The following is a 21,118-nucleotide window of genomic DNA, read 5'->3' on the forward strand; positions in this document are numbered from 1 at the left end:
TGCGCCCCGGCGTTTCATTCGTTCGTGAATGGACGGTTGCGCTCACCCGAAAACGGGCACGCAATGCGCGTGACGACCGACCACCAGGACCTGCCGCACGCGCACCTCAGCCGCGAGGCGCAGGAGTTGTTAGATCCCCACCACCACCGTGCGAGCGTTCATCTCGGCGACCGGCTCGTCGTCGACCCGGACCAGGTGCTCGCGAACGTCGCGATGGCGATGGAACGCCTGGACCTCGACATCAGCACACCGGTCAGCATCGAGGAGGACGTCGCGACCCTCGACGAGCTGGTCGCGATGGTGGACCACTTCGGCAAGGGGCCGGAGCTCATCGCCCACGCGCTCAACACGGCGGCGCGCGTCGTGAACGCCCGCTACCCCGCCGAACTCGTCCGCCACCCCCTGCCGCCCGACTGCGACCTGCGCCGGCTGTTCCACGCGGACGTCGACGAACGCAGCCAGAACGTCGCGCGAGCGGTGTTCAACCAGCGGCTGGCGCGGGAGGTCGACGTGCGGGAGACGGAGATCGCGGTGGACCTCGACGAGCTCTCGCCGGAGCAGCGGATCGAGGTGTTCATGGCGGTGTTCTTCCTGTACGGCACGAAGATCGGGGCGCTGCAGAACCGGACGGGCATCCGATGACGTGGCCGTGCCGGTGCGCGAGCGCGACTGACTGACTACCGCGGCACGCTGGCGGTCGACAACGCCGCCGCCAGCACGCCGATCACGCCCAGCACCACGAACACCGCCGGGTAGCCGCCGAGCCAGGCGGCCAGGGCGCTGCCCGCCCACGGCGCGATCGCCGCCGTGAGCATGACCGGTGCGGTGAGCAGGCCGTTGAGCCGTCCGTAGTGGACAGGACCCCACCGGTCGGTGATCGCGGTCGCCTGCACCAGCGTGAAGATCCCGCGCGTGACACCGGCGAGCACCGAACCCGCGATCAGCAGCAGGGCCGGACCGGGCACCACACCCAGCAGAACGGTCGCGGCGGCGCTGACCAGGAGGACCAGCAGGGTGCGGGTGCGCACCGAGGTCCTCGCGGCCAGCCTGCCGTAGCCGAGGCGGCCGAGCACCTGGCCGATCCCGCCCACACCGAGCGCGACCGCGGCGGCCGAGGTCGTCATGCCGCGTTCGGTGAGCAGCGGCACGAGGTTGATCACGACGGCGTACACGCTGAACGCGGCCAGGCTCATCGCGATCACGAGCACCAGGAATGGTCTGCTGCGCGCCACCGCCGACGGCGCGTGGGCGGTTTCGTGCTCGATCATCGGCCACGGCAGGCGCAAGCCCAGGAGGTGCAGCGGAATCGTGGTGACGGCGAGGAACCCGGCGAGCACGAGATAGGTGCCTCGCCAGTCCACGAGGTCGTTCAGCACCGCCGTCAGCGGCGCGAACACGGTGCTGGCAAGGCCTGCGACCAGGGTCAGCGCGGTCAGTGCCGACACGCGGCGCGGCCCGTACCAGCGGGTGAGCGCGGCGAACGCGGGCGCGTAGAAGACCCCCGCCATCGCCACGCCCGCCAGCAGCCACGCCGCGGTGAACCACGCCAGCGAGTCCGCTGTCGCCAGTGCCACCAGCGCGAGCACCGCGATGACCGAGCCGGTGGTCATGACGGCGCGCGGGCCGTGCCGGTCGAGCAGCCTGCCCACCGGAATGCCCACCAGGCCCGCGACGACCTGGCTCGCGGAGAACCCGGCGGTGATCGCCGCGAGCGACCACCCGGTGCTCGTGCTGATGGTCGGCAGCAGCACCGGGAAGGCGTAATAGAGCACGCCCCAGCTGATGATCTCGGTGGCGCACAGGACGATCAGCACGCGGCGCGGCCCGGCGTGGGTGCCGGGCCGCGCCGCTGTGTCAGCGTGCACTGGGCGCGAGGCCGATCGACACGTCGGCCGTCTCCGGCGTGCTGCAGCATCCGCCGCCGTTCTTCTGCTCCGCCGGTGCGTCGAACACACCGGCACCGCCGCAGACGCCCGTCTCGGGCAGGACGAGCTCGACGCGCCCGGCCGCCTCGTGGTCGCCGGCGATCGCGGCGACGACGGACCGCACCTGCTCGTAGCCCGTCAGCGACAGGAAGGTCGGCGCACGGCCGTAGCTCTTCATGCCCACCAGGTAAACACCCGGCTCGGGGTGCCGCAGCTCGGCCTCGCCGTGCGGGTAGACCGTGCCGCACGAGTGGACGTTCGGGTCGATCAACGGCGCGAGCTTCGTCGGCGCCTGCAGCACCGGGTCCAGGTCGAGCCGGATCTCCGACAGCCACGACAGGTCCGGCCGGAACCCGGTCAGCACCACGACCTCGTCGACGCCCTCGACCTGGTGGCCGTCGAACGACTCCAGCGTGAGGCTGCCGTCCGCGGCACGGTCCACCGACGCGGTGCGGAAACCGGTGACCGTCTCGATGTGCCCGGCCTCGGCCGCCTTCCTGGCTCGCAGGCCGAGCGCGCCGCGTGCGGGCAGCTGGTCGGCTTCACCGCCACCGAAGGCGTTGCCGACCGCACCGCGCCGCAGCAGCCACACGATCTTCGTTCCAGGCTCCTGCTCGGCCAGTCCGGCCAGCGCGACGAGCGCGGTGAGGGCGGAGTGACCGCTGCCCGCGACCGCGATCCGCCTGCCCGCGTAGCGAGCGCGTTCGGTCACGAGGTCGGGCACGCGGTAGTTGATCCGCGCGGCCGCCGCCTGCTCTCCCAGCGCGGGAAGCCCGTCCCCGCCGAGCGGGTTCGGTGAACCCCACGTGCCGGACGCGTCGACCACCGCACGGGCGGTGATCCGCTCCTCGCCGGCAGCGGTCCGCACGTGCACGGTCAGCGGCTCGTCCTCGCGGCCCGCGTCGACCACCCGGTCACGACCGCGGCGAGCGACGCCCACAACGCGTGCACCGAGCCGCACCCGGTCACCGAGGGCTTCGGCCAGCGGCTCGAGGTAGAGGTCGGCCCACTCCGCACCGGTCGGATACGCGCCACCGTCGGGACGCACCCACCCGGTCGGCGTCAGCAACCGTTCGGCGGCGGGGTCGACCAGCTCGCTCCACCGCGAGAACAGCCGGACGTGGTTCCACTGCGACACCGCGGCACCCGCCCGGTCGCCCGCCTCCAGCACGATCACCCGCTCGCCTCGTTCGGCCAGGTTCGCCGCCGCGGACAATCCCGCCGGCCCGGCACCCACCACGACGACTGGCAACTCGTTCACGACACACCCCTTGTATCGACAGATTTCAAATCAACACCGACGACTGTATCGACCGCGATCGATTGACGCAACCATCGATCTGTGTCGATACTTCACCCCATGACGACGACAGCGGCCTCGCCGGCCGTCCTGCCCGCAGGCGATGCCGCGACCTACGCGGAGTGGTTCGCGTGCCTCGCCGAGCCCACCCGCGTGCGGTTGCTGCACGCCGTCGCGACCGCGGGACGCGCGATGACCGTCGGCGAACTGACCGAGCTGCTCGGCACCAGCCAGTCCACGTGTTCCCACCACGTGCGCAAGCTCGCCGAGGTCGGCTTCCTGCGGGTGCACAAGGAAGGCACCGCCACGCAGGTCACGGTGAACCCGTCCTGCTGCACCGGCCTCCCCCACGCCGCCGACATCGTCATGGGAGTGCTCGCACCTCGCCCCTGCTGCCCGCAGGACCTGCCGCTCGACGTGACCGTCCGCGCCCTGCGCGAGGACGACTGGACCGCCGTCCGCCGCATCTACGCCGAGGGCATCGCCACGGGCGACGCGACGTTCGAAACCGAGGTCCCCCAACGCAGGACGCTCGAGGCCAAGTGGCTGCCCGAGCACCGCTGGATCGCCGAGATCGACGGCGAGACGGCGGGCTGGGCCGCGGCGACACCGGTGTCCGCGAGGGACTGCTACGCCGGCGTGGCGGAGACGTCCGTCTACGTGGGAGCCGGCTTCCGCGGCCGAGGCGTCGGCAAAGCCCTGCTGCACCAGCAGGTCACCGCAGCGGACGGCGCCGGCCTCTGGACGTTGCAGACCTCGATCTTCCCCGAGAACCGCGCGAGCCTCGCCCTGCACCACTCCGCGGGCTTCCGCACCCTCGGCGTCCGCGAACGCATCGCGCAGCACCACGGCGTGTGGCGCGACACCGTCTTCCTCGAACGCCGCAAGGCCGACTGACACCCGTCTGACCACTCCTCCCGTCGCCGTGCTCGGCGACGGCTACTTCGAGGTGCCCATGAACAGCCACGACGCCATCGTCATCGGCGCCGGCCAGTCCGGTCTCGCTTCCGCCCACGCCCTCATCTCGCGAGGCCTGCACCCGCTCGTCCTGGAAGCAGGCGACGAACCGGCCGGCTCCTGGCCGTTCTACTACGACAGCCTCACCCTCTTCTCCCCCGCCCGCTACAGCGCTCTGCCCGGCTCGCCGTTCCCCGGCGATCCGGAGCGCTATCCGCACCGCGACGAAGTCGTCGACTACCTCCGCGACTACGCCAAGCACCTCGACGCCGATCTCCGCACCGGCCACCGTGTCGCAGAAGTGTTGCGCGACAACAGGTTCCGGGTGACGATCGCGGACGGGACGAGCTTCACCGCACCGATCGTCATCGCCGCCACCGGCGGCTTCGGCAACCCGCACCGGCCCACGGTGCCCGGTCTCGACGAGTTCCCCGGCACCGTGCTGCACGCCGCGCGGTACCGCTCTCCCGGAGAGTTCCACGGCCAGCGGGTCATCGTGGTCGGCGCCGGCAACTCCGCCGTCCAGATCGCCGCGGAACTCTCCGAACACGCCCGCGTCACCCTCGCGACCCGCAAGCCGGTGAAGTTCTCCGCCCAACGCCCGTTCGGCCGCGACCTGCACTTCTGGCTCGACCACACCGGCCTCGACCACCTCCCGATCGGCCCCTGGCTGCCCAACGGCTTCACCACCCCGGTTCTCGACACCGGCCGCTACCGCAGCGCCCTCGACGCCCGACGCCCCGACCGCCGGCAGATGTTCACCGCACTGGAGGGATCGAAGGTCATCTGGCCCGACGACCAGCGCGAACACGTCGACGCGATCATCCTCGCCACCGGCTACCGCCGCGACCTGCCGTACCTGGACGGACTGGGAACCGAGCACGACCGCGGTGTCTCGCGCCGCCACGGCGGACTCGGCTTCGTGGGCCTCGAGTGGCAGCGGAGTCTCTCCTCCGCCACCTTGCGCGGTGTCGGCCGCGACGCCGCTCACGTGGTCGGACGCCTGCTCCGGTGACGGATCGCTGATCAGCTCAGCGAGAGCTGCTCACGGTGGAAGTCGAAGTGCTGCACCGGGAAGCGGTACAGGTCCGCCACCGTCATGAACTCGCGGAAGAACGGATCCCATCGGGTCGGGTACGGCATCCCCTTGGCCAGGCTGCTCTCGTCTTCCCGGTCGAGGCGCCGGTGCAACGCCGCCACGGTGCGGTCGCACAGCACCACCATCGCCCCGCGAGGCAGGAGGGTGCCGCCGACCCACGAGCCGACGAAGTTGACCGCGTCGAAGGGCTTCGTGCCGGCGTTGAGCAGCCTCGCCCAGCCACGGCCCGCTCCGTCCGGCAGCCGCGCGACGATCCTCGCCAGCGCCAGCAGGGCACGCATGATCAGGAACCCGAGCAGTATGTGGAACAGCAGCTGCCGGTTGTTCCACCGCGTGCCGCTCGAACGGCGCCTCAGCTCCTCGTCCGTGGCTTCACCGAGCAGGGCGCGGAAAGTCGCCCGTGCTCGATCGAAGTCGTCGTGCACCGATGACCTGTCCACCCGCTCATGGTGCGCCGACCGGGCACCGTGTTCAACGGGTCAGTTCCCTGCGCACCACACGCGGTTCGGTCCTGCTTGAGCCCGCCCGCGAAGTGATCAGCGTGGTGCTGTGCCGCGAGAAGACGCGCTAGGTCAGGAACGCCAACGTGCTCTCCGCAAGCCGTGCTTCGATCGCTTCGGGGTCGGCAGCCGTGGTCCGGCGGAACTTCTGCGAGGCGACCAAGGAGATCAGCCACCAGGCGGCGGCCTCGGTGTCGAGATCGGCACGGAGCTCGCCGCTCGCCCGGCCGCGGTCGAGAAGGCCGGTGATCGCGGCGGCGAACCGCTGGACGGCCCGGCGGGTGGCTGCCTCGATCTCCGGTTCGTCGTGGATCGTGGAGGCGTCGGCGAAGATCGCTCCCACTGAGCCCGCGCTGTGCACGTGCCGGAGGTGCTCGGGGTCGAGCATCATCTTCAGCAGGCCGGAGACCGGCACGTCGGAGGTCGTGACGCGGTCGACCATGCGGCAGATGTGGTCGGCGGCGCGGTCGACCACGGCGGCGAACAAGGTCGCCTTGGTGCCGAAGTTCTGGAACACCACCGGCTCGCTCACGCCGATCCTGCGCGCGACCGCCGACGTCCTGCCGCGCAGGTAGCCGACTTCGGCGAACAGTTCTGTCGCCGCCACGAGGATCGACTCGCGGCGCTCCTCGGCGGTCATCCGGGTCCGGCGCTCCCGTTGTTCGGTCACGGATGCATCCTAGACACCCCTACTTAGTCGTGACTAAGCTCGCGGCGTCAGCTACTTAGTCGTCACTAAGTTAGAGGGGCACGCGATGCACAAGACCCATCCGAACGGGAAGTCGCCGGAGGGCGCTCCCGGTGCGATTCGCCACGCACGCGCCTACGAACTGCTTTCCGCACTGGCGTTCACCGGAAGCCGTCGCCGCATCTTCGGGCGTCTCGTCGCACTCGCCGAGGTCACCGCGGAGGACGAGGTGCTCGACGTGGGCTGCGGACCCGGTTACCTCACCTCGCTCGCCGCGCAGGCCGCGCCGGCAGGACGCGCGGTCGGCGTCGACGTGTCGGAGCCGATGATCGAGGAGGCCCGGCGCAAGCGGGCGAGCGCGAACTGCTCGTTCGTGGTCGGCAAGGCAGAGGCCCTCGACCTGCCTGACGCCTCCTTCGACGTCGTGCTGTCCAGCCTGGCGGTGCACCACATCCCCGAGGACGCCCGTGCGCGGGCGTTCGCGGAGATGTTCCGGGTGCTGCGGCCAGGCGGCCGCGTGCTGATCGCGGACTTCCTGCCACCACAGGGACGTCTGGCCAGGCACCTGGTGGGTGCGACGACGGGCGAGGCGATGCGCGACAACCCGGTGGGGCGCATCGGTCCCATGCTCGGCGACGCCGGCTTCCAGGTCGGCCGGACCACGCGGACCAGCTGGTTCCTGCACTGCGTTCGAGCGGACAAGCCGCTGTGAGACAACGACTCGCACGCAAGCTCACCATCGTCGCCGTGCTCGCCGGCCTGGCCGTTCACATCGGACTCGGCTATCGCGCGGGTCTGGTGGTCGCCGGGATCGCCATCGCGGCACACCTGCTCGTGGGTGTCGCAGCCCGCAGAGCGTGGGGCTCCGGCGCCCGGCACGGTCGTGGACCGCCCGTGGGGTGCTGCCGCCGCGAGCCGGTCGAGCCACCGCTGGGGCGCGAAGGCGTCGTGTTCTCCGCGGGCGAGGAACACCGGGCACCGGACACCGGTGATGACGTGCTCGGGTTCGTCGCGCTGCGCGGAGCGGACGAACCGCGCGAGTGCCCTCGGGCCTCCGCGCAGGTAGCAGGGCGCGGTCGCCTGGAACAGACCTGGTGGCTCGTGGCGGGAGTTGCGGGTGAAGCCGCACCAGTCCACTGAGGACATGTTGCTCCGGCGGGAAGGTCGGTCCCAGCAGGACCAGTGCGCTCACGCGGTCCGGATGTGCCGCGGCGACGTGCAGTGCCGCCTGAGCACCCGCGGAATGCCCGGCCAGCACGACCGGACCGCCGGCGACCTGTGCCAGCCACGCCGACACCGTCTCCGCGATGGCGGGAACCTCCGGAGGGCAGCCCTGCGGACCTCGACGGCCGAAGCCGGGCACGTCGAGCAGGAACGTCCTGGCCCAGACGGCGCACGCGTCCACCGTGTCCTTCAAGTAGCCCAGCGCGCCCAGGCCGGGCACCACGGCCACGACCGGGCCCGAGGTGTGCTCCCAGCCCGCCTCCAGGCTCCGCACCGCCACACGGCCGGAAAACGTGATCGTTCCCCCTGTTTACCGACCACCTGCGGGGCGAATCCTGCGCCATGTCCTTGAGCACTCTGGCCCGCGAACACGTCCTGTTCGCGATGCTGGGCATCCCCCGGCTGCTGTGTCATCCCGTCTGGCGCAACCCCGATCCCGGTCAGGGCGACGGGCTCGGCGTACTGCTCGTCCCCGGCTTCGCCGCCGCCGACCTGAGCCTGCAGCTCACCTCGACCTGGCTGCGCGACCGCGGCTACGAGCCCGCCGGTGCGAACATCGGACTCAACCTCGGCTGCACCACCGCACTGGTCGACCACCTCGAGCAACGGCTCGAGCAGCACGCCGACGCCACCGGTGACCGCGTGCTGCTGCTGGGTCAGAGCCGCGGCGGCGCGCTCGCCCGCCTCGCCGCCGTGCGCCGGCCCGACCTGGTGCGCGGCCTGGTCATGCTGGGCAGCCCGGTGGTCGACCCGATGGACGCGCATCCGCACGTGCTCAGGGCGGCGAGGTTGCTGGCGCGCCTGTCCGCTGTCGGCGTGCCCGGCCTGATGGACGACGACTGCTTCACCGGATCCTGCTTCGAGAACAACACCCGTGCACTGGCGGAACCGCTGCCACCGGAGGTTCCCGCCCTGTCGGTGTACTCCCGATCGGACGGCATCGTCCCGTGGCGTCTCAGCCTCGACCCGTCCGCCGACTGCGTGGAGGTCCGCAGCACCCACACCGGGATGGGCTTCGACCCGGACGTCTACACGGCACTGCAGGAGCGGCTCGTCGCCTGGAGCACCGAGACGCGACCGGCTCTGTGTGCCGTCTGACCGGTCACGGGACCAGCGCCTAGTCGGCTTCCGGCCACACCAGCACGGCGGATCCCCAGGTGAGACCGCCTCCGAACGCGGTCAGCAACACCCGTTCCCCGGCGTGGATCTCCTGGCGTGCCACCGCGTCCGCGAGTGCGAGCGGGATGGACGCGGCCCCGGTGTTGCCGACCCTCTCGATGTTGCCGACGACCTTCTCGTCCGGAATGGACAGTCGGCTGCCGACCAGCGAGAGGATCCGGGCGTTGGCCTGGTGCGCGACAAGGCGATCGACGTCCGCCGTCGTCCACCCCGCGCTCTTCAGCACGGCCAGCGACGATTCGGTCATCCGGGTGATGGCGTGCTGGTAGACCTCGCGCCCGCTCATCCGGAAGTGCCGGTCCGGCTCTCCGTACCGGCCCGGCTCCGCCCGATCGCGCGCTCCGCCGCCCGGCACGGTGATGAGGTCGTGTTCCGTACCGTCACTGCCCAGGTCGAAGCCGAGGACCTCGCCCGGCTCGCCCCGCTCACCCGCGCGCAGGACCACCGCACCGGCTCCGTCGCCGAACACCACACCGGCGCTGCGGTCGTCCGGGCCGATCAACGTCGAGTAGACGTCGGCCGCGACCAGCAGCACCCGCCGGGCGATCCCCGACGCGATCATTCCGCTCGCCGTGGCCAGCCCGTACACGAAACCCGTGCACACCGCGGAGACGTCGAACGCCGCGACGCCGGCCAGCCCCAGCTTCGCGGCCAGCGCGGGTGCCATCGCCGGAATCGGGTGGTCGGGCGTGGACGTCGTCACGAGCACCAGATCGACCGACCTGGTCTCGCACTTGGCCAGCACGGCTTCGGCCGCGGCCAGCGCGAGGTCGCCCGTGGACGTGCCCTCCTCGGCCCAGTGCCGGGTGCCGATCCCGGTCCGCCTGCGCACCCAGGTGTCGTTGGTGTCCCAGTGCGCCGGCAGGTCGTCGTTCGACACCACCCTGGGCGGCACGCAGCCAGCTACGGCTTCCAGGACGGGAATCGGGCGCTCGGCGTGCTCGGTCAACGGGTCGTCTCTTCTCAGCATGTGGATGAACTGAGCCCGAAAGTACCCGAGCCGGACGGGGCGGTGACACGCCCGGTGCGGTTCATCACGTGACGACCGGTGGTTACTCGCCGGTAGCGAATCCGTTGGCGCACAAGGAATGCCGATGTGAAAACGACTCAGGTTCGGTCGTCCACAGTGCGTCCCGTCGCCGCCGGTAGTCCCCTACTCGCCGGTACAGGTCCCTGACGTGCGGACCTGGCTCGGCGGTCACACCTGAGGGTCGGTCCGGGTGAGTGCCAGGCAGCACCGGACGAAGTCCGTGACGGCCTCGTCCGCGTCCGGTTGCCACGCCACGCCCACCTCGCTGGGGCTGACACCGGTTACCGGTCGGTACACCACACCGGGCCGCGCGTAGAAGCGGGCGGTGGACGCCGGAACCAGTGCTATGCCGTCACCGTGGGCGATCGCGTTCAGGAACTCGTCGGGTTGCTCCGTGACGGCACCGACGCGCACCTCCCGACCCTCCCTTTCGGACATCGCGAGCCAGTGGTCGCGCCAGACCCCGTTGCCTCCCGGCGCGGCGACGACCGGCTCGTCGACCAGCTCGGCGAAGGCGATCTCGTCGCGTCCCGCCAACGGGTGCGTGGAAGACAAAGCCACACAACGGGGTTCGTGGAACAACGACCGCACGCCGAACGACTCCTGCCCGGGGAACGGGAGGCGCAGCAGCGCGACCGGTACCTCCGCGGTGGCGAGCCCGGCGGTCGGGTCCGACCACGGCGACTGCCGCATGTCGACCCGCCAGCCCTGCCGCCGCTCGCGGAAGGCCGCGACGATGTCCTGGGTCGCCTCGTTCGCCGCGCTGGACAGGAACCCGACGCGCAGCACGAGGGCGGCCGTCCTCGTCTCGGCCACCGCCTCGTCCCAGGCCACGAGCACCGGCGGCACGCGGGCGGCGAGCGCGTGACCCGCGTCGGTCAGCGTCATGCCCGTGCTGGACCTCGTGAAGAGCCGCACGCCCAGGTGCGACTCCAGGTGCTTGAGTTGTTTGGTCAGTGCTGGTTGCGACACGAACAGGCGTTGCGCCGCGCGCGTGAGGTTGCCCTCCTCGGCGATGGCGGCGAAGTAGCGCAGCAACCTCGTGTCCACGTCCATTCCGCAAGGTTATGGCGGCGGGTATTGGACGGGCACGGGTTTCCACGCCGACAGTGGGAACATGATCGTCGAACTGGTCACCATCGCACTCAACGCGGGTGCGGCCACCGCGGACTTCGCCGGCGCCGGGTTCGTGCGCGACAACGCGAAGAAGCTCGGCATGTCGCCCGGGTGGATCCTGCCGCTCGGCGTGCTCAAGGCCGCCGGCGCCCTGGGCCTGGCCGCCGGGCTCGCCGGGGTACCTCACGTCGGTGTCGCCGCGGCGGGCGGGTTGACGTTGTTCTTCGTCGGGGCGGTGGCGCTGCACGTGCAGCGGAGAGCGCTGCGCAACATCGTGTACCCGGCCGTGTTCCTGGGGTTCGCCGCCGCTTCGCTCGTCAGTCAGTGGTGACTTCCAGACGGTCGAACCGACGTCGCGCAGCTACTCTGCGCCGGTGGAGGATGCCGATCGTGATGCCGGGATCCACCTGGGCGAACTGCTGGCGGCGTTCTCGCTGGCGACGGACCTCGGGCTGGGCCAGCCGATGGAGCACGTCCTCCGGTCGTGGCGGATCGCGGAGCGGCTCGCCGAACGCATGGGCCTGCCGGAGGACCAGCGGCGGTCGCTCTTCTACGTCTCGATGCTCGCCTGGGTCGGCTGCGTCGCGGACTCCCCGGAGGTGGCCGCGTCGTTCGGCGACGACATCGCCTTCCGCGCCGACAGTTACGGGTCCGATCTCGCCGGGCTGGAGGGGTTCGGCTTCTTCCTGCGCCGTGCCGGTCGCGGCAGGCCGATGTGGCACCGGCTCCGGGTGGCGACGACGATCCTGACGACCGGCGGCCAGAACATCATGCAGGGCATGCAGTCGCACTGCACGACGACCTCGACGCTGGCGGAGCGGCTCGGGCTCGGCCCGGACGTGGTGACGGCGTTGCGGCAGTTCTTCACCCGCTGGGACGGGCGAGGGGTGCCGCAGGGGGTGGGTGGCCCGGACATCGCGCCGATCGTCCGCCTGCTGCACCTGGCCGACGTGGTCGAGGTCCGGCACCGGACCGGTGGCGTCGAGGGCGCGCTCGAAGTCGCCAGAGCGCGACGCGGCCACCAGTTCGCGCCCGATGTGGTCGACGCGTTCGTCGCGCACGCCCCCGAGGTGCTGTCCGACGCCGGCACCGGGATCGACGTGCTCGCAGCGGATCCGCGGCTCCGGCGCCCTCTGACGGAGGGCGAGCTGGACACGGCGCTGGAAGCGCTGGCCGACTTCACCGACCTGCGCTGCGCCTCGCGGGCCGGGCACTCCCGTGGCGTCGCGGACCTCGCCGGCGCGGCGGCCCGGTCGATGGGGCTCCCCGCGGGCGACGTCATCGCCACCCGGCGCGCGGGCCTGCTGCACGACATCGGGTTGCACGGGGTGCCGGCGACGATCCTGGACCAGCCGGGACCGCTGTCGGCCACCGACTGGGAGCGCGTGCGGCTCAGCTCGTACTACACCGAGCGCGTCCTCGCCCGTCCGGCGGCACTGGCCAGGCTGGGCACGATCGCGGCGACGGCCCACGAGCGCATGGACGGCAACGGCTACCACCGCGGCCTGTCCGCCGCGGGGGTGCCGATGACCGGGCGCCTGCTGGCCGCGGCGTGCGCGTACCGGGCGATGCTCGAACCGAGGGCGCACAGGCCGGCGTTGACCGACAAGCAGGCCGTCAGCGCGGTGCGGGAGGCGATCCGGACCGGCGCGCTCGACGGCGACGCGGCCGAGACCGTCCTCGCCGCCGCGGGCAACGGCGCCCGGCGGCGGGTGTCGGGTCCGGCGGGACTCACCCCGCGTGAGGTCGAGGTGCTGATCCTGATCTCGCGCGGCGCGCAGACCGGCGAGGTCGCCGACCGGCTGGGCATCTCGCGCAAGACGGCAGGGACGCACATCGAGCGGATCTACACCAAGACCGGGGCGTCGTCACGCTCGACCGCGACGTTGTTCGCGCTGCGCAACGGCCTGCTCGACCCGCTCGATCTGTAGGGAGAACGCCCGACGACACGGGCCCTCCCCCGCTCCTAACGTCGTGTCACCGACGAAAAGGAGCAGGTCATGTCGAACAAAGCAGTCATCAGTCTGTCGACGGGGCTCGAGGACGCGGAGAAGGTGACCGTCGCGTTCCTCGTCGCGATCGGCGCCGCCGAGACCGGGCGCGAGACGATGATGTTCCTGTCCAAGGAGGCCGTACGCCTCTCGCTGACCGGCTTCGCCGCGGGCGTCGCCTGCGACGGCTGCCCGCCGCTGAAAGACCTCCTCCAGCGCTACGAGGCAGCGGGCGGGCGCTACTACGTCTGCCCGCTCTGCTTCAACGCCAAGCAACTCGACGCCGACCACCTCATTCCCGGCGCGGAGGTCAACGGCACCATCCCGCTGTGGAAGTGGATCGGCGACGAGCCCGCGACCACGTTCAGCTACTGAACGTGGCGGGTTCCCCCAGATCGCCGGAACAGGTGCCCGAGGTCGCCTGAGCACCTGTTCCGCTTTGCCTGCAACGAAGTCACGCCGCCGCGGGAGTGCTCCACGGTGCTCCGCGGTCGCGCTTCATCGGCGGGATCTTGAAGTTCGCGTAGGAGTACTTGCCGGTGATCAGTCCCTCGGCGTCGAAGTGGAAGACGTCCATCCCCTGCCAGACCATGCGCGGGCCGTACCGCAGCAGCCCGAGCAACCGCAGGAGGGGGAAGACGCCGCGGCCGTGCCGCCCGGAGACGTCGATCCGGCACGCCCAGCGGATCGCCGCGCGTCGCCCGGACTCGTCGACGAGCTTGTCGTGCACGTCGAAGCGCATCGCGCCGTACCTGCCGGCGAACTGGGGCGCGAACTCCGCGCGGATGGCCGCCTTGCCCCGGTGCTGCGCGCCGTCGCCCGGCTCGTACTCGGCGTCGTCCGCGAAGAAGGCCATGACGCGGTCGAGGTCGTTGGCGTTGAAGGCGTCGACGAACTCGTCGACCGTCGCGGACAGGGAGCGCTGGTGCTGGGTCATCGGTCGTGGCCTCCGGCCGCGCAGGGTGTCGTGCTGACCGGCCAGACGATAAAGGAACACCGTACTTTTAACAAAACCGCCTGGTAGGGTGCCCAGCGACATGGAAGCGTCGTTCCGGCGGGCACGGCGCCCGGACCAGAAGGAGCAGCGGCGGGAGACGATCCTCGCGGCTGCCCGCGACCTCGCCCTCGACAAGGGCGTGGCCCAGGTGAGCCTGGGTGACATCGCGGCCGCCGTCGGCCTGGTGAAGTCCAACGTCCTGCGCTACTTCGGCACCCGCGAAGAGATCTACCTGCAGCTCACCATGCGCGACGGCACGGACTGGGCCGAGGCGGTGCTGGACCGGCTGAGGAGTGCCTCCGGCATCGACTCGATGGCCTCCGCGCTGGCGGACTCCTTCGCCGAGCGGCCGCTGTACTGCGACCTCATCGGCCACGCGGAGACCATGCTGGAGCACAACGTCTCGCTCGAGGTCCTGCACACCTACAAGCTGTGGGCGATCGACATGTACGCGCGCGTCGGCGAGCAGATCATGGCCGCCTGCCCGGAGCTGACCGGCAGGGACGGCTCCTCCGTGGTGTTCGCCGCGGGGGCGTTCGTCGGCAGGCTCCACCCCCTGTCCCAGCCACCGCCGACGCTGGCCGAGCTCTACGCCCGCGAACCCGGCATCGCGGCGGTGTTCCCCCCGTTCCGGCCGACACTGCAACGCTTCATCGCGGCGACGGCCGCCGGCCTGCCCTCGGTCCGGGGCGATTCGTCCTGACGGCGATCACCCCGTCGTCGTCTGTCCATCTGGAACCGCTTGACACGATTTGCGTTGCGTACTATAAGAAAAGTGTCGGTCAGAGACCTGGTGACAGTTGCCTGGGAGTGATCGAGATGGTCAGCGAAAGCGGTGTTCCGCACCTCCACCCCCGGGGTGGAACGACGTTCCACACGGACAGACGTGTGTTCGCGGACGTTGTCGCCGCCGACCTCGACTGGGTGCGGGCGGAGTTCGACGCGATCGTGGCTGCCAACTTCGCCGATCCGTCCGCCCGGCCGCCCCGTCGACACCACCCTCGGCCTGCTCGCCGGCATCCTCGCCACCCGGAACCGCCGGTACCGGCGGCGAGGTCCTCCGTCCGGCTGTCCGGGGACCTCAGCCGGACATCACGCAGAGTCGGCGCGCGGGAGCGTTCTCCTCCGCGCACAGGGTGAACGGTGGACCACGAACGCCACGCAGGAGGTGATAGCGGGCAGGGTACGACTCGTCCGCTGTGGCTGTTCGCCTCTCGCTCTGCCGGTTCCCGCCTCGGCGCGACAACCGGTCTGCGTCTCGCGACGCGATCAAGGCGATCGCCACGGCAGCACACGGAGCAGTCCCCGTGCTGCGAGCCGGCCATGTCCTGATCGTTCGTTTCCCGTGTACCGAAGTCGAGTCCCACCTCGCCCGCCGCGGCCCCGGTTGCCGCGGCGGGCCTGACCTGTGCGGGAACGAGGTTGCCGCCGGCTCGAGCGCCCACGGCTGGAATCTCGCCCCAGCAGGCCTGGGGTGTGTCCCGTAAGTCCGTTCGATGAGAGCCACGGTCGAGAGACCCGGAGGCGGTGCCGCCGCAATGCCCTCATACCGGGCGTATTCGGGCTTTGCGGCGGTGCCGCCTCCGGGGCCCTCGGCCGCGACGATCGCGGACGGACTTACGGGGCACGCCCTAGTTGCTCGGCGCACGCGCTCGGGGCGATGCCGGTGATCGCCAGGCCCAGCAGGCGTTCGGCGTCCGCTCCGGGATCCCGGTCGGCCAGCAACGAGATGGCGTTCACCAGGGACAGCACGTCCACGGCGGTGACGTCCGCGCGCACCTGCCCGGCCGACTTGGCCGCCACCAGCAAAGGCTCGGCCGCGGCACTCAGGGCGTCGTGGCCGCAGTAGCCCTCGTGGTTCTCGTCCGGCAGCGGGACCAGGGTGGTGGCGAGGCCCCGGTTGGCCAGCGTGTAGCGCAGAACCGCCTGCAGCCAGTGGAAGAGCGCCGGTCCCGGGGGTTGTTCGGCCGCCAGGCGGGTGGCCTCGGCGGCGACCGCGTTCGTGCTGCCCCGGAAGACCGCTTCCACGAGTTCGCGGCGCGAGCGGAAGTGGCGGTGCAGGGTGGCCGAACCCACTCCCGCGTCCTTCGCGATCGCCTCCAGGGAGGCCTCCACGCCGTGCCGGCGGAACGCGGTCTCGGCCGCCTGCACGATCCGTTCACGGCTGCGCTGGGCGTCGGCCCGCAAGGTCTTCATCCACCGCTCCCGCTTGCTAACTGGGGTCAGGCCCCATATGTTAGCAGCCATAAATGGGGGCACACCCCATTTCCGTGGGAGGCAGTGATGACGGACGTGGTGGTCGTGACGGGTGCGACCGGGCAGCAGGGCGGATTCGTGGCACGGCGGCTCCTGGCGGACGGGGTGCCGGTGCGGGCGCTGGTGCGGCGGCCCGAGGTGGCCGCGGCCCAGGCACTCGCCGAGGCGGGGGCCGAGCTCGCGTCCGGCGACCTGACCGATCCGGACTCGCTGGTGGCCGCGCTGCGGGGCGCCAGGGCGGTGTTCTCGGTGCAGACCCCGAGTCTGGCGGACCTGGGGTCGAACGCCGAGCGGGTGATGGGACTCAACCTGGTCGCGGCCGCGCGCCGGACCGGGGTGGCGCAGTTCGTGCACTCCTCCGTGTCCGGACTCGGCGACTACCTGCGGGCCGCCGCGCTGGGTGAAGCCGCACACCGGGGCGACCCGCACTACTGGCTGAGCAAGGCGGCCGTCGGGCAGGCGTTGCCGGACAGCGGGTTCGACGCGTGGACCGAGCTGCGGCCCGCGTTCTTCGCGTCCAACCTGCGCCGCCCGTCGATCTGGTTCGAGAACATGACGGGCGAGGCGATCGTGACCGCCCTCGACCCGGACAAGCGCCTGGCGGTCTTCACCCCCGACGACATCGGCACCGCCGCGGCGGCCGCCTTCGCCGACCCCGCCCGCTTCCACGGCAACGCGATCGAACTCGCCGGTGAGCTGTTGTCGTTGCGGGAGATGGCCGACGCGCTCACCGCCGCCGGCGCGCCCGCGCACGTGGAGCACGTCACCGTCGAGCAGGGCGAGGCCCGCGGCATGCTGCCTCAGCTCCTGGCCAACCAGGCGGGCATGAACGACACCGAGATCGCCGCCGACCCGGCGGTCGCGGCCCGCTTCGGCATCCCGATGACCCCCTTCGCCCACTGGGCGAAGCAGCAGACCGACCGCTGAGCGCCTTGCAGTTCAGGAGTGTTCAATCAACCTGGATTGATGTAGTTTCGGCGCGTGGCCACCGACCGCCGAACTCCGGGCGCACCGCAGTTCCTCCGCCTCGCCGGGGAGCAGCTGCGCTGGGAGTTGCTGCGCGAGCTGGCCCGGAGCGACCAGCGGGTCGGCGATCTGATCACCGCCGTGGGCCAGCCGCAGAGCCTGGTGTCCTACCACCTGCGCAAGCTGCGCTCCGGGGGCTTGGTCACCGGTCGCCGCAGCTCCGCTGATGGCCGCGACACCTACTACCGCCTCGACCTCGGCCGGTGCGCGGAGTTGCTCGCCGACACGGGGCAGGGCCTGCACCCGGCCCTGGAACTCGTGCCGCCGCCACCACCGGCGGAAGGCGCGGTCCGGGGCAGGATGCTGTTCCTGTGCACCGGCAACAGCGCCCGTTCCCAGATGGCCGAAGCGCTCCTGCGCCGCCGCGCGCCGCAGGTCGAGGTCATGAGTGCGGGCAGCCACCCGAAACCGCTGCACCCCAACGCGTTCGTGGTGATGCGCGAGTACGGCATCGACCTGTCCGGGCACCGCAGCAAACACTTCGACGAGTTCGCCGGGCAGCGCTTCGACCACGTCATCAGCCTCTGCGACAAGGTCAGGGAGGTGTGCCCGGAGTTCCCGGGCACTTCCGATCTCGTGCACTGGAGCATGCCCGACCCGTCCGCGGCGGGTGCCACCCCCGAGGCCAGTCGCCCCGCTTTCAGCCGCGCGGCGGAGGAGCTGTCGACCCGAATCGGGTTCCTGCTGCAGAACCTCGCCCACACACAGGAGACGCGATCATGACCGAGGACTTCGCGCAAGTGCGCTACCTGGTCGACGACGTCCAGGCCGCTGTCGACTTCTACACCACCCATCTCGGGTTCACCCTGCGCTCGTCGGCGGCTCCGGCCTTCGCCGACGTCGTGCGCGGGCCGTTGCGGCTGTTGCTGTCCGGTCCGGCGAGCTCCGGCGGGCGTCCCATGCCGGACGGCGAGGTTCCCGTGGCGGGTGGCTGGAACCGGATCCACCTGGTCGTGGACGACCTGGACGCCGAGGTCGCCCGGCTGCGCCAGGCCGGGATCCGCTTCCGCAACGACGTCGTCACCGGGCCCGGTGGCAGTCAGATCCTGCTGATCGATCCCGCCGGGAACTTCGTCGAACTGTTCCAGCCACGGCGATGACCTCCGCGGCGCACGACGAGAATCGGCACGACGACCGGGAACGTGAGGACGTACGGTGACTTCACCTGCACCAGGGCTGGCGCGCCGGCTGGGCACGAGGGACGCGGTGGTCATCGGCCTCGGCTCGATGATCGGCGCCGGGGTCTTCGCCGCCTTCGGCCCCGCCGCGCGGGCCGCCGGCACCGGGTTGCTGATCAGCCTGGTGATCGCGGCGGTCATCGCCTACTGCAACGCCACCGCCTCCGCGCAGCTCGCCGCGACCTACCCGACGTCCGGCGGTACCTACGTCTACGGCCGCGAACAGCTCGGCCACTGGTGGGGGTTCACCGCGGGCTGGGGCTTCGTCGTCGGCAAGACCGCGTCCTGCGCCGCGATGGCGCTCACGTTCGCCACCTACGCCGTCCCCGGCCCCTGGTGGGCACAACGGCTCGTCGCGGTCGCGGGCGTGATCGGTCTCGCGGCGCTCAACTACCGCGGTGTCACCAGAACCGCCGCCCTCACCCGTGTCCTCGTCACCGCCACGCTGATCGCCCTCGCGACCATCCTCGTCGGCATCGCGGTCGGAGGCGCGGCGACCGCCGACAACCTCGGGGGCTGGCGCGCGCTGGGCACCGGCGGGATCTACGGAACGCTGCAGGCAGCCGGGCTGCTCTTCTTCGCCTTCGCGGGGTTCGCCCGCATCGCGACCATGGGCGAGGAGGTCCGCGATCCGCAGCGCACGATCCCCCGTGCCATCCCGATCGCCCTGGGCATCACCGTGGTCGTCTACGTCCTCGTCGGCGGCGCCGCGCTGCTCGCCGCGGGCCCCGACCGGCTCGCCGCAGCAGCAGCGCCTCTGACCGAGGCCATCACGGCCGCCGGTTCACCCGGTCTGGCCCCGGTGGTCCGCATCGGCGGGGCGCTGGCCAGTCTCGGCGCGCTCCTGGCGCTCATCGCCGGTGTCGGCCGGACCACCCTCGCGATGGCCCGCAACCGCGACCTGCCGCACTGGCTGGCGGCAGTCCACCCCCGCTACCAGGTGCCTCACCACGCGGAGATCGCGCTTGCCGTCGTCGTCAGCGTCCTCGTGTTCACCACCGACCTGCGGTCCGTGATCGGGTTCTCGTCGTTCGGCGTGCTGGTCTACTACCTGATCGCCAACCTCTCCGCCGCGAGCCAGCCGGACGATCAACGCCGCTGGCCCCGCGCGCTCAACGTGCTCGGCGCCGCCGGCTGCGTCACGCTCGTCGCGACCCTGCCCCTGCCGTCCGTGATCGCCGGACTGGCGATGTTCGCCGTGGGCCTTCTCGGGCGTCTGTTGGTGCTGCACCGCTGACTCATCGCGTCCGGCTGCGCCGCCGGACGAGCACCACGCTGCCCGCCACCAGCACCGCGAGCACGACGACGAACGGCACCGGTCCGATCGTGGCGAACCAGTCGACGAACAACCCCTGCAGCCGTCCAGCGGCGTCGACCACCGGATCGACCGGGTCGCCGTCTCCGAAGAAGAGCCGCAGCTCGTACACGCCGTAGTACGCCACGTACGCCCCGACGAGCACCAGCAGCACGCCACCCAGCCGGGACACGTGCGGCAGCAGCGACCGGGCCCGTCGCGTCACCACGTCGCTGGCCAGAGCGGTGGCGACCGCGAGCACGGTCACCACCAGGCCCATGCCCGCCGCGTAGGCGAGGAACGCGGTGACGCCGTCCAGCACCTCGCCGCTGCGCAGCGTCGACCCCGCGACGGCGAGGAACGGGCCGATGGTGCAGGACAGCGACGCGATCGCGTACGCCACGCCGTAGCCGAACATCGACCCGACGTGCCGGTTCGGTGCTCCCCTGGCCGGCTTGGGCACCAGCACCGTGATCTCCCGGCCCAGCACCAGCAGCACGCCCAGCACGACGAGCGCGAGTCCGATCAGGACGGTCACGAACGGCAGGTAGCGCTGCACCGACGACGCGACCACCGAGAAGGCCAGGCCGAAGAGGCCGAACACGGTGACGAACCCGAGCGTCATCATCGCGCTGGACACGACGGCCCTGGTCAGCAACCGGGCACGGGACTGCTCGCTGGCACCGGTCACGACGAGTGCCAGGTAGGCGGGCAGCATCGCGAACCCGCACGGGTTGACCGTGGCGACCATGCCGGCCACCAAGGCCACCAGCAGTGTCTGCGTCATGCCAGCGCGCTCAGCCGCTGCTTCAGGTCCTGCTCGGACAGCTGGCTCGTCACGATCTCCACTTTCCCTCCCGCGCTGACGAACGCGTAGGCGGGCTGGGCGGTCACGCCGAAGCGCTTCCACACCGCGCTGTCGACGTCGGCGACGTGCTGGAACGACTGCAGCCCGTACCGCTGCACGAACTGCTGCATCGCCGGCACCTGGTCCTGCGCGGCGACGCCGAGGAACGTGACCTTCTCGCCGTGCTCCTTCGCGGCCGCGGCCATGCCCGGCGCTTCCCGCTGGCACTTGGGACACCACGGCGCCCAGAACCACAGCACGACCGGTTTGCCGGCGAGATCCGCCCCGGAGATGTCCTTGCCGTCGACGGTCTTGGCGGTGAACTTCAGCTGCTCCGGCGCGGCCGCCACCGCGGAGGTGCCGCTCGACGACGGCACGGTGCTCGCCGAGGACGTGGCCGGCGGAGCCGACGCGGGACCGGGTGAGCTCGCCGGGCTGCCGCACGCGGCCAGGACGGCGAGCAGAGCGAACGAGACAGCCGTGACACGAATTCCGGGCATGGTGTGATCGT

General features: G+C 71.3%; 24 protein-coding genes. 13 read left to right on the forward strand and 11 right to left on the reverse strand.

The features are described from left to right. Positions 1–69: 69 nt before the first annotated feature. A complete protein-coding gene (locus SK571_RS15095; protein ID WP_319984686.1) occupies positions 70–642 on the forward strand; it encodes a hypothetical protein in 573 nt (190 codons plus the stop codon). A gap of 35 nt (positions 643–677) precedes the next feature. Here SK571_RS15095 and SK571_RS15100 read toward each other — a convergent pair whose 3' ends face one another. Both SK571_RS15100 and SK571_RS15105 read right to left on the reverse strand, forming a co-directional pair. Further along, positions 678–1,865, reverse strand: coding sequence for an MFS transporter (locus SK571_RS15100; RefSeq protein ID WP_319984687.1), 1,188 nt, complete (start codon positions 1,863–1,865; stop codon positions 678–680). Continuing rightward, the gene (locus SK571_RS15105; RefSeq protein ID WP_319984688.1) at positions 1,855–3,186 is read right to left on the reverse strand and encodes an FAD-dependent oxidoreductase; all 1,332 of its coding nucleotides are present in this window, start codon (positions 3,184–3,186) and stop codon (positions 1,855–1,857) included. The genes SK571_RS15100 and SK571_RS15105 overlap by 11 nt, the downstream gene beginning before the upstream one ends. 99 nt (positions 3,187–3,285) lie before the next feature. Here SK571_RS15105 and SK571_RS15110 point away from each other — a divergent pair, with 99 nt between their 5' ends. Together SK571_RS15110 and SK571_RS15115 are read left to right on the forward strand one after the other, a co-directional pair. Then, a complete protein-coding gene (locus tag SK571_RS15110; RefSeq protein WP_319984689.1) occupies positions 3,286–4,122 on the forward strand; it encodes a helix-turn-helix domain-containing GNAT family N-acetyltransferase in 837 nt (278 codons plus the stop codon). A gap of 58 nt (positions 4,123–4,180) precedes the next feature. After that, the gene (locus SK571_RS15115) at positions 4,181–5,197 is read left to right on the forward strand and encodes a flavin-containing monooxygenase (protein WP_319984690.1); all 1,017 of its coding nucleotides are present in this window, start codon (positions 4,181–4,183) and stop codon (positions 5,195–5,197) included. 11 nt (positions 5,198–5,208) lie between these two features. Here SK571_RS15115 and SK571_RS15120 read toward each other — a convergent pair whose 3' ends face one another. Together SK571_RS15120 and SK571_RS15125 are read right to left on the reverse strand one after the other, a co-directional pair. Continuing rightward, the gene (locus SK571_RS15120; protein ID WP_319984691.1) at positions 5,209–5,721 is read right to left on the reverse strand and encodes a DinB family protein; all 513 of its coding nucleotides are present in this window, start codon (positions 5,719–5,721) and stop codon (positions 5,209–5,211) included. 127 nt (positions 5,722–5,848) lie between these two features. Continuing rightward, entirely contained in the window at positions 5,849–6,451 is a 603-nt protein-coding gene (locus SK571_RS15125) for a TetR/AcrR family transcriptional regulator (protein ID WP_319984692.1), read from the reverse strand. Positions 6,452–6,536: 85 nt separating this feature from the next. Here SK571_RS15125 and SK571_RS15130 point away from each other — a divergent pair, with 85 nt between their 5' ends. Beyond that, positions 6,537–7,181, forward strand: coding sequence for a class I SAM-dependent methyltransferase (locus SK571_RS15130; RefSeq protein WP_319984693.1), 645 nt, complete (start codon positions 6,537–6,539; stop codon positions 7,179–7,181). A gap of 21 nt (positions 7,182–7,202) precedes the next feature. Here SK571_RS15130 and SK571_RS46380 read toward each other — a convergent pair whose 3' ends face one another. Then, the gene (locus SK571_RS46380; protein WP_406601984.1) at positions 7,203–7,973 is read right to left on the reverse strand and encodes an alpha/beta fold hydrolase; all 771 of its coding nucleotides are present in this window, start codon (positions 7,971–7,973) and stop codon (positions 7,203–7,205) included. Between the two features lie 62 nt (positions 7,974–8,035). Here SK571_RS46380 and SK571_RS15140 point away from each other — a divergent pair, with 62 nt between their 5' ends. Then, a complete protein-coding gene (locus SK571_RS15140) occupies positions 8,036–8,791 on the forward strand; it encodes an alpha/beta hydrolase (protein WP_319984695.1) in 756 nt (251 codons plus the stop codon). A gap of 19 nt (positions 8,792–8,810) precedes the next feature. On the opposite strand, the gene SK571_RS15145 is transcribed toward SK571_RS15140, so the two are convergent. Both SK571_RS15145 and SK571_RS15150 read right to left on the reverse strand, forming a co-directional pair. Then, entirely contained in the window at positions 8,811–9,842 is a 1,032-nt protein-coding gene (locus SK571_RS15145) for a beta-ketoacyl-ACP synthase III (protein ID WP_319984696.1), read from the reverse strand. A 228-nt stretch (positions 9,843–10,070) separates the two neighbouring features. Further along, positions 10,071–10,958: a LysR family transcriptional regulator gene (locus SK571_RS15150; protein WP_319984697.1), complete on the reverse strand. Its 888-nt coding sequence runs from the start codon at positions 10,956–10,958 to the stop codon at positions 10,071–10,073. Between the two features lie 61 nt (positions 10,959–11,019). Between SK571_RS15150 and SK571_RS15155 the strand changes: the two genes are divergently transcribed. From SK571_RS15155 to SK571_RS15165, 3 genes are all read left to right on the forward strand, one after another. Further along, positions 11,020–11,349 carry a DoxX family protein gene (locus tag SK571_RS15155; protein ID WP_319984698.1) on the forward strand — a complete coding sequence of 110 codons (330 nt, stop codon included), beginning with the start codon at positions 11,020–11,022 and terminating at the stop codon, positions 11,347–11,349. 43 nt (positions 11,350–11,392) lie between these two features. Beyond that, positions 11,393–12,949 carry an HD domain-containing phosphohydrolase gene (locus tag SK571_RS15160; protein ID WP_319984699.1) on the forward strand — a complete coding sequence of 519 codons (1,557 nt, stop codon included), beginning with the start codon at positions 11,393–11,395 and terminating at the stop codon, positions 12,947–12,949. A 69-nt stretch (positions 12,950–13,018) separates the two neighbouring features. Continuing rightward, positions 13,019–13,384 (forward strand): DsrE family protein, encoded by a 366-nt coding sequence (locus SK571_RS15165; RefSeq protein ID WP_319984700.1) that lies wholly within the window; start codon positions 13,019–13,021, stop codon positions 13,382–13,384. 79 nt (positions 13,385–13,463) lie between these two features. On the opposite strand, the gene SK571_RS15170 is transcribed toward SK571_RS15165, so the two are convergent. Then, positions 13,464–13,946, reverse strand: a complete 483-nt coding sequence (locus SK571_RS15170) for a YybH family protein (RefSeq protein ID WP_319984701.1) — start codon at positions 13,944–13,946, stop codon at positions 13,464–13,466. 100 nt (positions 13,947–14,046) lie between these two features. Between SK571_RS15170 and SK571_RS15175 the strand changes: the two genes are divergently transcribed. After that, positions 14,047–14,709, forward strand: coding sequence for a TetR/AcrR family transcriptional regulator (locus SK571_RS15175; protein ID WP_319984702.1), 663 nt, complete (start codon positions 14,047–14,049; stop codon positions 14,707–14,709). A gap of 914 nt (positions 14,710–15,623) precedes the next feature. Here SK571_RS15175 and SK571_RS15180 read toward each other — a convergent pair. Then, positions 15,624–16,202 (reverse strand): TetR/AcrR family transcriptional regulator, encoded by a 579-nt coding sequence (locus SK571_RS15180; protein WP_319984703.1) that lies wholly within the window; start codon positions 16,200–16,202, stop codon positions 15,624–15,626. Between the two features lie 87 nt (positions 16,203–16,289). Here SK571_RS15180 and SK571_RS15185 point away from each other — a divergent pair, with 87 nt between their 5' ends. The 4 genes from SK571_RS15185 to SK571_RS15200 are packed head-to-tail and all read left to right on the forward strand — an operon-like array spanning position 16,290 to position 19,703. Continuing rightward, complete coding sequence (locus tag SK571_RS15185; protein ID WP_319984704.1) at positions 16,290–17,189, forward strand: NmrA family NAD(P)-binding protein; 900 nt, start codon at positions 16,290–16,292, stop codon at positions 17,187–17,189. 54 nt (positions 17,190–17,243) lie between these two features. Continuing rightward, positions 17,244–18,011 (forward strand): arsenate reductase/protein-tyrosine-phosphatase family protein, encoded by a 768-nt coding sequence (locus tag SK571_RS15190; protein WP_319984705.1) that lies wholly within the window; start codon positions 17,244–17,246, stop codon positions 18,009–18,011. Then, positions 18,008–18,388 (forward strand): VOC family protein, encoded by a 381-nt coding sequence (locus SK571_RS15195; RefSeq protein WP_319984706.1) that lies wholly within the window; start codon positions 18,008–18,010, stop codon positions 18,386–18,388. The genes SK571_RS15190 and SK571_RS15195 overlap by 4 nt, the downstream gene beginning before the upstream one ends. Before the next feature lie 55 nt (positions 18,389–18,443). Beyond that, positions 18,444–19,703, forward strand: coding sequence for an APC family permease (locus tag SK571_RS15200; RefSeq protein WP_319984707.1), 1,260 nt, complete (start codon positions 18,444–18,446; stop codon positions 19,701–19,703). A 1-nt stretch (position 19,704) separates the two neighbouring features. Here the strand turns inward: SK571_RS15200 and SK571_RS15205 are convergent, their stop codons facing one another. Together SK571_RS15205 and SK571_RS15210 are read right to left on the reverse strand one after the other, a co-directional pair. Continuing rightward, the gene (locus SK571_RS15205) at positions 19,705–20,547 is read right to left on the reverse strand and encodes a cytochrome c biogenesis CcdA family protein (protein WP_319984708.1); all 843 of its coding nucleotides are present in this window, start codon (positions 20,545–20,547) and stop codon (positions 19,705–19,707) included. After that, the gene (locus SK571_RS15210) at positions 20,544–21,107 is read right to left on the reverse strand and encodes a redoxin domain-containing protein (RefSeq protein WP_319984709.1); all 564 of its coding nucleotides are present in this window, start codon (positions 21,105–21,107) and stop codon (positions 20,544–20,546) included. Before SK571_RS15210 ends, SK571_RS15205 begins: the two co-directional genes overlap by 4 nt. Between the last annotated feature and the right edge of the window lie 11 nt (positions 21,108–21,118).

This window comes from Lentzea kristufekii, from assembly GCF_033949925.1.
Taxonomy (GTDB): domain Bacteria; phylum Actinomycetota; class Actinomycetes; order Mycobacteriales; family Pseudonocardiaceae; genus Lentzea; species Lentzea kristufekii.